Origin of the sequence: Pseudoalteromonas marina (genome assembly GCF_000238335.3) — a bacterium.
Lineage (GTDB): Bacteria > Pseudomonadota > Gammaproteobacteria > Enterobacterales > Alteromonadaceae > Pseudoalteromonas > Pseudoalteromonas marina.
This window is the reverse complement of sequence record NZ_AHCB03000011.1, coordinates 26,499-40,452: the sequence shown is the minus strand read 5'-3', so window position 1 is coordinate 40,452 and position 13,954 is coordinate 26,499. Positions and strand designations below refer to the sequence as shown.

Annotated in this window: 12 protein-coding genes; 4 read left to right on the top strand and 8 right to left on the bottom strand. The window is 40.7% G+C overall.

Annotated elements, in window-relative coordinates; all coding sequences use genetic code 11:
* Positions 1 to 26 precede the first annotated feature (26 nt).
* The 3 genes from PMAN_RS15565 to PMAN_RS15555 all read left to right on the top strand — a co-directional run bounded on the left by PMAN_RS15565 (position 27) and on the right by PMAN_RS15555 (position 4,794).
* Positions 27 to 872 (top strand): DUF4198 domain-containing protein, encoded by an 846-nt coding sequence (locus PMAN_RS15565; RefSeq protein ID WP_010557895.1) that lies wholly within the window; start codon positions 27 to 29, stop codon positions 870 to 872.
* Between the two features lie 291 nt (positions 873 to 1,163).
* Positions 1,164 to 3,695 carry a TonB-dependent receptor plug domain-containing protein gene (locus PMAN_RS15560; protein WP_010557894.1) on the top strand — a complete coding sequence of 844 codons (2,532 nt, stop codon included), beginning with the start codon at positions 1,164 to 1,166 and terminating at the stop codon, positions 3,693 to 3,695.
* A 205-nt stretch (positions 3,696 to 3,900) separates the two neighbouring features.
* Positions 3,901 to 4,794 carry a DUF4097 family beta strand repeat-containing protein gene (locus PMAN_RS15555; protein WP_010557893.1) on the top strand — a complete coding sequence of 298 codons (894 nt, stop codon included), beginning with the start codon at positions 3,901 to 3,903 and terminating at the stop codon, positions 4,792 to 4,794.
* 86 nt (positions 4,795 to 4,880) lie between these two features.
* Here the strand turns inward: PMAN_RS15555 and PMAN_RS15550 are convergent, their stop codons facing one another.
* The 3 genes from PMAN_RS15550 to PMAN_RS15540 are packed head-to-tail and all read right to left on the bottom strand — an operon-like array spanning position 4,881 to position 9,076.
* The gene (locus tag PMAN_RS15550) at positions 4,881 to 5,990 is read right to left on the bottom strand and encodes a lipocalin-like domain-containing protein (RefSeq protein WP_010557892.1); all 1,110 of its coding nucleotides are present in this window, start codon (positions 5,988 to 5,990) and stop codon (positions 4,881 to 4,883) included.
* A 7-nt stretch (positions 5,991 to 5,997) separates the two neighbouring features.
* Positions 5,998 to 8,427: an FtsX-like permease family protein gene (locus PMAN_RS15545; protein WP_010557891.1), complete on the bottom strand. Its 2,430-nt coding sequence runs from the start codon at positions 8,425 to 8,427 to the stop codon at positions 5,998 to 6,000.
* On the bottom strand, positions 8,420 to 9,076 hold the full coding sequence (locus PMAN_RS15540) for an ABC transporter ATP-binding protein (RefSeq protein WP_010557890.1): 657 nt from the start codon (positions 9,074 to 9,076) through the stop codon (positions 8,420 to 8,422). Before PMAN_RS15540 ends, PMAN_RS15545 begins: the two co-directional genes overlap by 8 nt.
* A gap of 200 nt (positions 9,077 to 9,276) precedes the next feature.
* Between PMAN_RS15540 and PMAN_RS15535 the strand changes: the two genes are divergently transcribed.
* On the top strand, positions 9,277 to 11,166 hold the full coding sequence (locus PMAN_RS15535; protein ID WP_010557889.1) for a monovalent cation:proton antiporter-2 (CPA2) family protein: 1,890 nt from the start codon (positions 9,277 to 9,279) through the stop codon (positions 11,164 to 11,166).
* Positions 11,167 to 11,263: 97 nt separating this feature from the next.
* Here PMAN_RS15535 and PMAN_RS15530 read toward each other — a convergent pair whose 3' ends face one another.
* From PMAN_RS15530 to PMAN_RS15510, 5 genes are all read right to left on the bottom strand, one after another.
* A complete protein-coding gene (locus PMAN_RS15530; protein ID WP_010557888.1) occupies positions 11,264 to 11,635 on the bottom strand; it encodes a hypothetical protein in 372 nt (123 codons plus the stop codon).
* Positions 11,636 to 11,649: 14 nt separating this feature from the next.
* A complete protein-coding gene (locus tag PMAN_RS15525) occupies positions 11,650 to 12,177 on the bottom strand; it encodes a YcxB family protein (protein ID WP_010557887.1) in 528 nt (175 codons plus the stop codon).
* Between the two features lie 58 nt (positions 12,178 to 12,235).
* The gene (locus PMAN_RS15520; RefSeq protein ID WP_010557886.1) at positions 12,236 to 12,976 is read right to left on the bottom strand and encodes a hypothetical protein; all 741 of its coding nucleotides are present in this window, start codon (positions 12,974 to 12,976) and stop codon (positions 12,236 to 12,238) included.
* Positions 12,961 to 13,311 (bottom strand): hypothetical protein, encoded by a 351-nt coding sequence (locus PMAN_RS15515; RefSeq protein WP_008131883.1) that lies wholly within the window; start codon positions 13,309 to 13,311, stop codon positions 12,961 to 12,963. Before PMAN_RS15515 ends, PMAN_RS15520 begins: the two co-directional genes overlap by 16 nt.
* Positions 13,312 to 13,423: 112 nt before the next feature.
* Entirely contained in the window at positions 13,424 to 13,855 is a 432-nt protein-coding gene (locus PMAN_RS15510) for a hypothetical protein (RefSeq protein WP_010557885.1), read from the bottom strand.
* Between the last annotated feature and the right edge of the window lie 99 nt (positions 13,856 to 13,954).

The window sequence follows — 13,954 nt, the reverse complement described above, 5'->3', positions numbered from 1 at the left end:
ATAATTCGAATTTAAAGGACAGAAAAATGAAAATTAATTTATTAAAAACAGCATTCATTGGCGCACTTAGCTTATCGGCGATGGTATCTACATCAGCCAGCGCACATGGCCGTTGGTTATTACCATCACACACCTCACTTTCTGGCGATAAAGCGCATTATGTAATGATTGATGCGAGTATTTCTAACGAAATGTTTGCCCCCGATAAAGCCTTTAAGCCAAAAGAGAAAGACGCTCAATGGGACGACACATTACTCATGGCGCTTATGCCAAACGGCGAGCCGGTTAGCGACACTATTCGTGCTTATTACTTAAAACGCAAAAGCTCAGCCGCAGTTAGTTTAACTGAACAGGGCACCTACCACATTGCAATGACACAAAAGCCAATGTACATGACCTTTTATAAAGATGAAGAAGGTAAACGCAAACGTGTATTTGGCAAAAAAACAGACGCTAAATTACCTAGCAACGCTCAAGGCGTACGCACCACTAAAGTGATTTCAACGGTAGACACGTTTGTAAGCCGTAACGGTACATCTAAGCCTGCATTATTAGGTTTAGGCCTTGAACTAAGTGGCCCAACCCATCCAAACGATTTATTTGTAGGCGAGCAAGCGCGTTTTCAATTACTACAAGACGGGAAGCCTGCAGGCGAAGGTATTGAAGTAAATATTTTAAGAGGCGACACTCGCTACCGTAACGAACGTGGCGAAGTAAAAGTAACCACCGATAAAAACGGCTTCTTTACAACAACATGGAACGCACCGGGTATCTATTTAATTGAAACCGCCACCGAAGTTGATGTAAAGGAAGAAGGCGTAGATTCTGGTCGTTATGCTTTATTTACAACGCTTGAAGTAGCGCCTGAGTAATTATTTTGGCATTTATTTAAACGTATTTTTTAAGCCAAGTTTTTAACTTGGCTTTTTTATGCCTATCACTTTTTTTCAATCTCTCTTTTACTTTTATTGATTTCTCAACCATTCGCCACAAGATTACAACAGTAACGATCTAACCGTCTGTAACGTACGTAAACAGTGGCCTTACTTATTAAAAACGTGAATAACATAGATGGTTTTTATCTTTGCACGTAGTTGAGCGCTTCTATATGATTCGCTCCTTTTTCAAACTCACCAAAACAACGACGTTCTTAAGGAACATAAATGACTTTTAAGCGTTTATCAGCCAATAAATTAGCACTTAGCCTGGCCGTAACCTCTGCTCTTGGCGGCTCTTTTGTTACAGCTAATGCAGCAGAGCAAGATACTCAGGCACAAGAGAATATCGAAGTAATCTCAGTAACAGGTACTCGCCGTAGTTTGCGAAGTATTGCTGAAAGCTCAGTGCCAGTAGATATTATTACTAGCAGCGACATGGCAAGCACAGGCCAACTTGAGATTAGCCAAGTTCTTGCCAACCAAGTGCCTAGCTTTAACTTTCCAAGTGCCACTTTAGGTGATGGAACAGACCACGCAAAACCTGCTGTACTGCGAGGCCTAGCGCCCGATCACACTTTAGTGCTTATCAATGGTAAACGCCGTCACTCTGGCGCGCTTTTAAACTTAGCGGGTGTTGTAGGCAGAGGATCTACTGCGGTAGATTTAAACATGATCCCTACATCAGCCATTAAGCGCGTAGAAGTACTTCGCGATGGCGCTGCAGCGCAATACGGCTCTGATGCCATTGCTGGGGTGATTAATATTGTTTTAAAGGATGCCTCTGAAGGCGGCAGTGTAAGCGTAACCTATGGTGAATACGATACACAAATGGCGGGCGCACCGAACTTAGAAAGCACCTACGCAGATGCAAACGGCGACCTTGCATTTAACCTAGGTGATGACCGCGAAATTAGCGATGGCGCCACACGCACAATTAGCGCTAACTCTGGATTTGCATTATCAGACAGCGGCTTTGTAAACGTATCGATTGAATACCGCGATAACAGCCCAACACAACGCTCTGGTTTTGACCCTCGCGAGCAATATAGCCGCCTTGACGATGGCAGCCTAGACCCGCGCGAATTTACTATTGACCGTTACAACCATCGTTTTGGTAAAGCTGACCTTGAAGATTACGCTTTATTTTACAATATGGGTTACGAGCTAGATAACAGCCTAAACCTGTATTCATTTGGTAGCTACTCAAAACGAGAAGGTAACTCAGGTGGCTTTTACCGCCGTGCGCAAGACAGCCGTAACGTATTAGCACTCTACCCAGATGGCTTTTTACCGCAAATTGAAACCGATGTTGAAGACTACTCATTTGCCCTAGGTCTAGAAGGTGAAACGGGCGACTGGACATGGGATGTAAGTACCAACTATGGCCGCAACGACTTTGCATTGGGCGTTGTAAATAGCTTAAATACGTCTTTGGGTGCCACCAGCCCCACCGAATTTGATAACGGCGCACTAGTTTATGACCAATTTATAGTCAATGGTGATGCAAGCACAACCCTTGATTTAGGATTACCTGACGACGTATTTTTTACCCTAGGTGCTGAATACCGCCACGAAAGCTATAAAATAGAACAGGGTGAAGAAGCCTCTTACATTACTGCACTTGATAGCAATGGCAACCCAATTGCTGCCGGTGGCGCACAGGTACTTTCGGGTTTTGGTCCAGAAAGCGTAACCGATGAAAGCCGCCATAACGTTGCACTATTTGTTGAGTTTGACACCTACCTAACCGAAAACTGGAACATGGTTTTAGCAAGCCGCTACGAAGATTACAGCGACTTTGGTAACACTTTTACCTCAAAACTTGCAACACGTTACAGCGTAAACGAAAATTTATCGCTACGTGGGGCTATTAGCACAGGTTTCCGTGCACCATCGCTTGCACAAAGCTCGTATCGCCAAATTTCAACCGTACTTGAAAACAACCAAGCGTTTGAAGTAGGCCTATTCCCAACAGATGCACCCGCAGCGCAAGCCCTTGGCGCAAAACAGTTAGACGCTGAAGACTCAGTTAATTTAACTGCTGGCTTTGTATACACCCAAGGTAACTTTAGCTTAACGGTTGATGCCTACCGTATTGATATTGATGACCGTATTGTACTCTCGGAAAATTTAAGCGGTGCCGCAGTACAGCAAATTTTAGCGGATGCTGGTGAGTTAAATACCGAAAGCGTACGCTACTTTACTAACGCAATCGACTCGCGCACGCAAGGCGTAGACATTGTTGCAACTTACCTACTTCAGTTAGATAACTTTGGCGATGTGCGCTTAAACGCAGCGGCTAACTTTAACGACACCGAAGTGACACACGTTGACGATAATCCTGAACAACTAAACTCTTTAGGAGACGACTACGTTGTATTTGCACGCCGTGAAGTAGGTCGTTTTGAAGAAGGCACACCAGACAACAAACTGAATCTGTCGGCCGTGTGGAACTTTAACGAATGGCAAACAACGTTACGTGCAACACGTTACGGTGAAGTTGCTGATATTTCCACAACAAGCGATCGCGATGAATACCTAGACGCTAAATGGATAACCGATTTAGAAGTGGCATATCGTCCTAATGACGAATGGAAATTTGCACTGGGTGCCAATAACTTATTTGACCAATACCCGCAAGCTACGGTCGATAACATTGGTTACTCTACCTTTAGCCAAATATTCCCGTACACACCCTATACACCCTACAGTTTAGATGGCCGCTTTTTATACGGTAACATTACTTACAGCTTTTAATTTGTATAATTAAAACCAGTCGTTAAAACAAAAAGGATGCGCTATGCATCCTTTTTATTAATAGTTAGTAATTTTAACCACTAATTAGTCTTTTAATTTTTAGTAAAAAACTAAATTCATTATAAAACAAACACTTAAATTTAGGCCCCATTATTGCTCTAGTCTTGCTATATTAACAAATAACGTCACATTAAAAGGACTAACCATGAGCTCATCAACTGTATCTACCATTGCTAAACCACTTTCGCTAATTAGCGGTATTTTATTATTAAGTGGCTGCGTGTTTCATATTTCGCCAAGCGTTGCATCGGTAAAACAAACACAACAACTTACATTACCTAGCAATAACCTTGAATACCTAGACGTATTAAGCGGCGCAGGTTCACTTAAAATAATGGGCTCATCATCAGCAACCAGTATTAATGTTGACGCCACTATTTACACAGCCGATATTGACGACGAATACGAACTCACACTCGATCAAAGTGGAACTAAAGCAAAGCTTGTTGCCCAAAATACAAGTAATAATGGAATTAGCTTTTACAGCGGTCAATCGCCAAGCATTAATTTAGTGGTCACCGTCCCTAACAACCTTAAGCTAGATATTGATGATGGCTCGGGCGATATAACTATTAACGGCATGAAAAATAATATTGATGTAAAAGATGGCTCTGGCAGCTTATCAATCAATGGCGCTAAAAACCTAAACATAGACGATGGCTCGGGCGATATTTCGCTTCAAAGCATTGCCGGCAACCTAGAGCTTAACGATGGCTCAGGTAGCATTACTATTAATAACGTGAATGGCAATGCAAATATTGATGATGGATCAGGCGATATGAGTGTAAATAATGTGCGCGGTACATTAACCGTTGAAGACGGGTCGGGCAGCATAGCAATACAACATATTAATGGCGCTGTAGACGTTGAAGATAACTCAGGCGACTTAACCATTGAGCATGTTGATGCAAACGTTACCATTGAAGATGGTTCGGGCAGTATTCGTGTTAATCATGCAAAATCATTGACTATTACTGAAGCAGGTTCTGGCGATGTAATCATTGATAATGTGAACGGCCCTGTAAAATACAACCAATAAGATCAGGTGTATCACCTCAGCTTTAAATAATAAAATGCACTTAGCATGCGCTTAAGTGCATTTCTTTTTTAAAACTTTATAACCCATTAATAGCCAACTAACTCTGCATAACCTTTACCTTTAAAACCACCTTGGGTTTTAATTCGCCCCTCCCAGTAGGGAATACTCAATTGATTTCGTGAATCGGGGTTACGCGCTTCAATGGTTATAGGCTCAAATCCCTCAACATTAAGCTGCCATTTAATAGGGTAGGTTTTATTACTTGGCGTTGTTCGCGCCGTTTGGGTTGTAAGCTCAGATGTTTTTAATACCTGTAAGGTAACGTCATTATTTGCAATAGCGCGCACTTGTCCATCGGAAGTAATGTGCGATGCACTGCAGTAATCATAACTTTGCTGGCCATTACGAATACAAAATGCCATCAAGCCACCCTGCTTTTTATCATCAGCCTGAATGCTAAACCAGTCCCACCCATTTTGGCTCGGATCAATTAACGCCGAAGACCACTCTCTGTCTAACCAAGCATCTCCGGTTACTTTATACGTTTCACCTGCAAATGTGATGTTGCCTTTGGCTTGTAAAAACGGATAGCTGTAATAATAAGAGGCATGCCCTTGGTGAGTTTTTTGGCTATAACCTCGCTCGCCATGCTTTACAAGCGGACTATTAGCCAGCACCAAATTAGCACTGTAATTTTCCTGCTGCGCCTTTAAGTTAAGCGGTAAAAATGTTGCCTCTTTACTTGCTAACTGCCAATCATCTAAGCGAGCCTCAAATGGCTGCGCAGTAATATTAACTTGCCCCGATCGACCGTACTTTTCAAACGCATGGTGCTGGGTATCTGATTGTATTGCAAAGTGAGCAAAATAAAGCTGCCCGTTCCACCATGGCGACGTTTCAGTTGCAGTGTTTTTATCATCAACAGAGAGCCTAAATAAAGTCCATTGCACACCAAAGGTGTCGCCATTATCTGCCTTTAAATTAGCAGTAACGTACCACCATTCAATACCTTGCTGATGATGCGCCCCATGGTCGCGTGGAAAGCTCAGCCCTTGGTGTTTATTTACAGGTTCACCAAATTGCTGTGCAAATCCGCTATGCATTGGTTTATTTTTACTTATTTGCTCTACTTCTGGCTGGCACGCGCTTAATGTGCCAATAAACACAAAGATAACGGCTGCTTTTAGTCTATTCATGTAAGTCCTATAACTTGGCGACATTATCGGCAACTGCGCTTCGCGTTAATTTTATTAGCGGTAACGCACTCACAAATAAGGCTAAAATAAATATAAGCACAGTAAAAACACCTAATTGCAGCCAATTAACGGTCATGGCCATGGTCCAACCAAAGGCAATGGGCATTACGTAAGTTAATAATACCCACCCAAGGCAAAGCCCCAAAGGTATAGCCAATAACAAGGTGGCTAAAATAATAAGTGCGGCTTGCAATATTTTTGCACCCAATAATTGCAGTTGAGTCACACCCAACGTTTGTAATACTGCCATAGGCTGCAATTGCCCCCGCCCTAGGGTTAAAAAGCTTACCCACATACCAAATAATGCAATCAGCATAATAAATATATTAAGCGCCTGAGTAACATAAAAAGTTTTACCAAATAACTGCTTAGCAAAGTGCTTAAACTGCTGATTAGCAATGACTTGTTGGCTATCTAATTGGTGCTGTTTTTGAATATATTCGGCTATGGCGTCAACGTCACTATTGGGCTTTAGCCAAAGCGATAAACCATACTCGGTGTAACTTAAGCTGCTATTTAATAGTGCTGTTGTAGTGACTACCACATTTAACCCTTGCTCGCCGTAATCAAAATAGGCAGCACGTACTTGGCACGTTAGTGTATTAATATGCTGCCTTAGGGTTATTACGTCACCGACTGTAAGCGAGTACTGCAGCAAGGCGGGTTCATTCACTAAGCAACCCACAATTCCATTTTTGTTTTTTTCAAATGCTGTAGATGTAGGTGCTTTATTGTTTAACAAAGTAAGATGTTGGTTGTAACTGGCCGTTGCACCAAATGCCATAACATCAACAGCAACCGTGGTTTTAGGTGTTTTAAGCTCACTGTTAGCTGACCAATATACGCCCACCTTTTCAACTTCTGGGAGTTCAGTCAGTTTGGTTCCTAATGCTTGAATGTTTTGATCGGGCCTTACGTACAAATCGGCGCTTAGGCGTTTTTCAAGGTGTGTATCTAAGGTGTCGCTAAAACTGCCAACCATAATTTGCATACCTACAGCGGCCCCCATCGCCATTAAAATAGCGAGTACTGAGCTCAATAATGCAGGTAATTGCACTATGCTATCGGCTTTTAACCACTGAATAATCGGGTTTTGTGTGGGCCATGGCAGCTTAAATACGGCTTTAACTACCGGGGGCGTAACCACAAAAAAGAGCAGTAGCACACAAACACACAGCAATAAGGCACTTATTTTAGTATTTGCAGTTAATGCTAAGTAGCTAGCTGCAAAAATAGCTAACGCAAACATTAGCCATTTAATACGCGCAAGAAAAGTACTTAATCGAGCCGATTGGCTGGCCAAAAACCCCAACAAAACAACAACATTAAGTGTAAAGCCGCTAGCAATCATGCTGCTATCAAGATTTACTACAAAGCTTCTATCTAGTTGGTACAGCCCTCGAAGAGTCGCCGATACATCCATAACCAAGGCGTTTGCTAGTGCCGCGCCTAATAACGCACCTAATAACGCAGCAAAAAAACTAAGCAATGTTAATTCAATAACCAACGCCTTAATTAACGCAGACCTTTGACAACCCAGCACCCACATTTGCTGCTGCAAGTGAGCACGCGCATTGTATGCCAGTTTAATTGCGTTAAAGCTTAAAAACGCACCTACCACATAACCCAACAATGCCAGCGCTTGTAAATTAAAGAAAAACGCCTCCGATAGCGCGTCAAAAGCTTGTTCTTGCGCAGCTTCAAGGCGTGCTTGCTCGCCTAGCAACGCGTTTAACTTAGCTGCTTGTTTGTTATTTAAGCCACTTACTTCAAAGTAACTTATCACCCCATTTGCGCGCAGTAATTTATCAGCAAGACTAATGTCCACCAGCATGGTCATGCCTAAACCTTGCAGTTCACTTACCGTTAAAGTGCGGGTGGCATCGCCCATTTTTATATTAATACGGCTGTTTTTTAAATTTAGCCGCTGCATTAATTTAGGATCGATATAAACAGTATTTAGTAGCTGTTCAAAACCGGAGTAACTATTGTTTGCTGTTGATGCTGAGCTGTCGGTATTTTGTGTAAGCCACTGCAATAAATTGACACCTCTAAGTGCGAGCTTTTGCTGCTTATCGGTTTCCATTACACCTTCTAAAACGGGTTGAACCTGCGTAAAACCAGCGGCCCTAATGCGCGACCACATACTGTTGGGCAACCTGTTTTCACCTAATACAGGGCGTATAAAATGCGTTACGGGGTTTGCAATTAGTGCTGTGGTTTGTTGATAGCGCTTACCGGCCTCTAGGTTTAAACCTTGTATTGCAGTAAGTAACGCCGCACCTAAACTAAAACCAATAAAAAACAGTAATAACAGCCCTACATGACGGCGATAAAACTGCATATACGTTTTTAATATAAGTTTAAGCTCAGCCATTAATTTGGCCATCTTTTAAAAATAGTTGCGTAGTAAATTGATTAGCCAATTGCTGACTATGAGTGACCATAATTAGTATTATTTGCTCTTCTTCACACAAGCTTTTTAATAGCGTAACGATATCGAGTGAGCGGGCAGCATCAAGGTTGCCGGTCGGTTCATCAGCCAATAGTAGCTTGGGCTTATTTAATAGCGCACGGCCTATTCCTACTCGTTGCTGCTCACCACCCGATAGCTGTTCAGGCATCGCTGTTAGCTTATTTTCTAAGCCTAGCTTTTTAGCGATTGTATTTACTTCATCGTCGCTCGGCGATAACCCATTAAGCCTTGCTTGAAAGCACATGTTGTCTTTTACATTTAACGGGCTGAGTAATTGATAATGCTGAAAAATAATCCCTATTTTACGCCTATAAAGCGCAAGCTCACTGGCAGTCAATTCACTAACTTTTAGCTCATTAACCGTAATAGTTCCTGCATCAGGAGACAGTAAACCGGCTAATAAATTTAATAATGTTGTTTTGCCCGAGCCACTATCACCAAGTAAAGCAATGTGTGCAGCGGGTAAAATAGTTAACGATAAATCATTAATTATTTGTCGTTTTGTGCCACCATCTTGGCGTGTAAAAAACACATTATTTAGCGAAATCATAAAATGTAGCTCGTCCTAGGGGCAAAATTTTTAGTTTTGTTTAAACGTTACAATAACAGCAATTCGGTCATTTAAGTGCTTTATTTATGCCCATTGCAATAAATTTTATCATTCAGTTAAAGCAATTTTACTAAGTAACTCATTGTATTTTAAACGCACCTAAGCCATGCTAATTATCTAAACTTTAATAAGGTAAGCATGTGTTAGAAATAGCGTTAATATACTTAGCTGCGGCTATTGTGGCGGTGCCTATCGCCAAGCGAGTGGGCCTTGGCTCGGTACTGGGTTACTTAATTGCCGGCATACTCATTGGCCCCTATGCATTAGGGGTAGTGGGCGATCAAACAGATGTAATGCATTTCGCCGAATTTGGCGTAGTGATGATGCTATTTTTAGTTGGCCTTGAACTGCAACCTTCCCGCTTATGGAAGCTTCGCCACTCAATTTTAGGACTCGGTGGCCTGCAAGTAGTGCTAACCGCCGCCGTTATTTTTGCGTTTTGTTTTTGGTTTTTTACTATGCCTTGGCAAACCGCACTCGCTATTGGTTTAATGCTCGCGTTATCGTCAACCGCTATTGTACTGCAAAGCCTTGAAGAAAAAGGTTGGCTAAAGCGCGAAGCCGGCCAAAATGCATTCTCAGTTTTATTATTTCAAGACATAGCCATTATTCCTATTTTGGCACTGCTGCCATTACTTGCCTTTGCTCCACCAAGTAGCTCTAAAGAAATCAGCCATTCTATTATTGCCAACTGGCCAGTATGGCAACAAGTTGCTGTATCGGTAGGCGTGATCGCAGCCATTATTGCCGGTGGTAAATACGTATCAGCCCCATTATTTAGATACATAGCTAAAACTCACATGCGTGAAATATTTACTATTTTTGCGCTATTTTTAGTGGTGGCTATTGCTCTTGTTATGCAAAGTATTGGGCTTTCACCAGCATTAGGAACGTTTTTAGCAGGGGTAGTCCTTGCCGAAAGTGAATTTAGGCACGAGCTCGAAGCCGATATAGAGCCCTTTAAAGGCCTACTTTTAGGGTTATTTTTTATAACCGTAGGTGCCTCTATTAACTTTGAGTTATTGGCTAGTGAGTTTTCAACTGTTATCGCACTTGTTGCATTACTTATTGTGGTAAAAGCCTGTATTTTATATGCCCTTGCCACTACCTTTAACATCAGTAAAAAACAGCGCTTACTATTTGCATTAGCCCTTGCACAAGGCGGCGAATTTGCCTTTGTATTATTAAGCGTAACCACAACACTGGCCATTTTAACACCAGAACAAACAAGCTTAGTGACCCTGGTCGTCGCCGTATCTATGTTAGTAGCGCCGCTGTTGTTAATGATGTACGAACAACTCGAAAAGCGCAGCCATACCAGTGCGCCAGAGTTCGACAAGCCAGAGCAAATTAGCACAGCTAAACACGTTATTATTGCGGGCTACGGACGGTTTGGACAAATTATGGGCCGTTTATTACACGCCCAAGGCTACGAAATAACAGTACTCGATCACAGCCCCAGCCAAATAGAATTACTACGCCGCTTTGGTAATACCGTATTTTATGGTGACGCCGCACGCCAAGAACTCCTTGAAGCCGCAGGCGCTCATACCGCACAAATGCTGGTTGTTGCCATTGATGACCCTGACAAAACTATTGAAATAATTGAGCTTGCCCACAAAAACTACCCACAATTAAAAATTGTTGCCCGCGCAATAGACCGTCGCCATGCTTACAAATTGCTTAATTTAAAAGTAGATGCCTTTAACCGCGAAACCGTCGACTCAGCTATTAATTTAGCCGTAGAAGCACTAGAGCTACTTGGAAACAACAAACAAGATGCCGAGCGCGCCGGTAAGCTGTTTAGAGAACACGATCGCGCTGCGGTTGTACAACTTGCCGAACTATGGGGCGACGATGCCAGCTACGGCGTAGCCGTTCGCCAACGTATGGAAGATTTAAAGCAAGTATTACAACAAGACAGGCAAGCACAAAGCGATTTAAATACCTGCGATAGCGGCGACTGTGAAGACGGCCTAACAGAACTCGCTGATAAACCTAAAAAGCCTGATGATACTCATTTAGAGTAGTGTCTAAAAATTGATATGTGCTATTAGCATGAGTTAATAGCACTTTTAATAAATACCACACTCACATAAGTTACCTAAAAACATAGCCGAACTTTAGCTAGTGTTCAAAACGCTTATATGTTCCTCCCCAATCTGCGGGTTCTGGATATTTAATCTTATAAGCATTTATTTCAGCTTTAGAAGCGTACTTAAAATAAGTAAAGACGTAGTCACTTATGTAGCTTTCGCCTTCCCCCATTCTCCAAAAAATTTCGCTTGGGTGGTAATCTGGAAATTTAATCCAAGGCGGTTTTGGTGGGTTGTGCTTTAACTCATTGTCATAGCGCTCTTTTAGCATTTTCTCCCAAGCAGCTCTATGCTCAAGATACTTATCGTGTTGTTCATCGGTAGTGTTAGCTTGTTTTTCACTTCCCATTGATGAAATAGGTATAAGCATTAAAATAAGCGCTAAAGCTTTGTAAATATTCATAAAGTAATACATTACTAGATATAGGCTTTAATTAAAGCTTTTAGTTCTTCTTTTTCGGCTTCGCTTGTAAAAGCACTAGCCGGAATTATTAAAGCCAATAGCTTGTCTACAAATATATATAAGTCGCCTTTATTTTCTTCTATTGATTCAACGGCTTGCCATTTATAAAAGTAACGTCCTAGATGATTAGTTTCGCAAATACCATCAGCTTGAAACTCAATTGTTTTATTGCCAATCATTACGCCATTTTCATTGGGGATTGATTGCTTTTTTATCTTATGATTATTGTATAAAAATACAACAATCAATATTAAAAATGGCACTGCTACAATTAATCCACTTGGCCAATGAAAGTCAGAAAGGCGAACAGACTCAACCTGAAAAAAAGTCATAAAAACAACGGTTAGCACAAACCATGCAATCACATTTTTTATAAACCCTAGACCTTTATTATCTTTAGGCGCACACAACTTTTTTATTATAAAATCAGCGTAGTCGGTATAATTCTTTTTAGTAACAGTAATAGATTTGAGCATTGTCATGTCCGTATAAAACGCCTTTCAGCGCACAATTAGGTTTTGTGTTTAAGTTAATTACTAACTACAAGCGTGTATCAAGCTTAACTAACTCACCTGATAGTACATCAAAAATATAATAAAGTGTTTCACTCTCCGGCTTGGTATAAATTAAGGCCGTATTATTACTAATTAACTGATAGCCCTCAATATTATCCATAATGGATTTCAAGCCAGAGCCGTCGTATTCAGAAACTAACAACTCTTTTTGGTCATCACTATTTAAAAAGCCATTTTTATTCGTGTCGTTTCGTACAACGGAGTAGATGTTTTTACTTAGAACGCTTTGGTAACTGGTTTCTTTTAATTGAACCGGAGAAAAGCCTACAATTAATACGTTATTTTTGAATAACACTTTGTTTTTTTCGCCAGCTTTAGTAAACATTAAATTTACTGCATTACGACTCAAACTCAGTGCTGAGGAAACAATAATCTCAGCATTAGCGCTGTAAGGTTTTTGATTTACTATTTTGTCAGATGTGATTTCTAAAATGTGAACATCTTTGATTTGACCAATATAATTTTTTTGTAACTTTGGTTCTTCATCAAGGGCCGCGCTATGTTCAATCACCTGAACCTTAGGCGCAGAATAGCCACTTTTAAAAAGATCACTAATAAGGCTCTTACCAATAGCAAAAATTACAACTAACGCAGCAATAAATAGTAATACCTTATTAGCTTTTTCAATAAAATTCATAATGCGCATGTTCGATGCAAACTCCTTATAAACAACTGTTACAGCCTTGGTAATTAGTTTTTTACCCATTTAATATTGGTTTCTTTAATACCTAAACCTTGCTTGAATCTCTCAGGAAACTCTAATGAGGGCTTACCAGCCCATCCTCTCTCAAGGTATAAATTGTAGCCGTCATCATTTTTTTCATATTTAACAGCGGACAACCAAATACCATCCCAATCACCTAAAAAATCCAGTTCGGCTAAAGTGTTTGGATATACGCCATTGCGAGTTTTATGTAATTCAATGAGAGAAATAGCAGATACAAAGTTTTGCGTACCAAACCTTTCATCAGCTCCAGGTACTTCAAAATCACACCCGGCTAGTAATAAGATAAATAAAAGACTAAATACGTACTTTCTCATTAAAAGTAACTCCTAACTTTGTTTAAACATTGCGAACAATTAAAGCGCCGTAAAAAACTCAACCAAGCTACTTCAAACTTTCTGAGCGACATTGTCAAAAAAAACATAATTTTTATTTTAACGGCGGTGGTATTGCTATGATCGCTTCTGGCCGATTTGCTCTGAACAACTCTTTTAAATTTAACTGTATTCTTTCACCACACATCACAATTCCTTTTTTGTCCTGTGTTGTTGAGTAACCGAGTACTATATTTAGTAAATCTAATTCTTCAGGATTAACTTGAAAAAAAACTTTGTAATAACCTTTATAACTATTAGCTTCAGTAAAGTTTAAGTCTCCTAAAAAAGTATCTTTTATCACTAGAGTGAATGACGTTAAATAATAATTATTAAACATTTCAGGCACATATACATTATAGCCTGTAACGTTACCTACGCTATAGTCTTCATTTATTGCAAAAGATGCGAGTTGACCTAGTTCATCATCACCGCAGGCGAATAATGAGTTAGTCCAGAAAAAACATATAACTAAAAGTGCTCGCATTTAAGTCCAATATAACAGCTTTGTTAAGAGGCATTTTTGCAAACGTCCCTATTGAGTGGACTTCTATTAGTATCAAATAGCTTAAGTTATTGCCAACTA

What these genes read in the sequence shown, in the direction of transcription:
- PMAN_RS15565 (WP_010557895.1), top strand. Translation starts at nt 27, where the DNA reads ATGAAAATTAATTTATTAAAAACAGCATTCATTGGCGCACTTAGCTTA.
- PMAN_RS15560 (WP_010557894.1), top strand. Translation starts at nt 1,164, where the DNA reads ATGACTTTTAAGCGTTTATCAGCCAATAAATTAGCACTTAGCCTGGCC.
- PMAN_RS15555 (WP_010557893.1), top strand. Translation starts at nt 3,901, where the DNA reads ATGAGCTCATCAACTGTATCTACCATTGCTAAACCACTTTCGCTAATT.
- PMAN_RS15550 (WP_010557892.1), bottom strand. Translation starts at nt 5,990, where the DNA reads ATGAATAGACTAAAAGCAGCCGTTATCTTTGTGTTTATTGGCACATTA.
- PMAN_RS15545 (WP_010557891.1), bottom strand. Translation starts at nt 8,427, where the DNA reads ATGGCTGAGCTTAAACTTATATTAAAAACGTATATGCAGTTTTATCGC.
- PMAN_RS15540 (WP_010557890.1), bottom strand. Translation starts at nt 9,076, where the DNA reads ATGATTTCGCTAAATAATGTGTTTTTTACACGCCAAGATGGTGGCACA.
- PMAN_RS15530 (WP_010557888.1), bottom strand. Translation starts at nt 11,635, where the DNA reads ATGAATATTTACAAAGCTTTAGCGCTTATTTTAATGCTTATACCTATT.
- PMAN_RS15525 (WP_010557887.1), bottom strand. Translation starts at nt 12,177, where the DNA reads ATGACAATGCTCAAATCTATTACTGTTACTAAAAAGAATTATACCGAC.
- PMAN_RS15520 (WP_010557886.1), bottom strand. Translation starts at nt 12,976, where the DNA reads ATGGGTAAAAAACTAATTACCAAGGCTGTAACAGTTGTTTATAAGGAG.
- PMAN_RS15515 (WP_008131883.1), bottom strand. Translation starts at nt 13,311, where the DNA reads ATGAGAAAGTACGTATTTAGTCTTTTATTTATCTTATTACTAGCCGGG.
- PMAN_RS15510 (WP_010557885.1), bottom strand. Translation starts at nt 13,855, where the DNA reads ATGCGAGCACTTTTAGTTATATGTTTTTTCTGGACTAACTCATTATTC.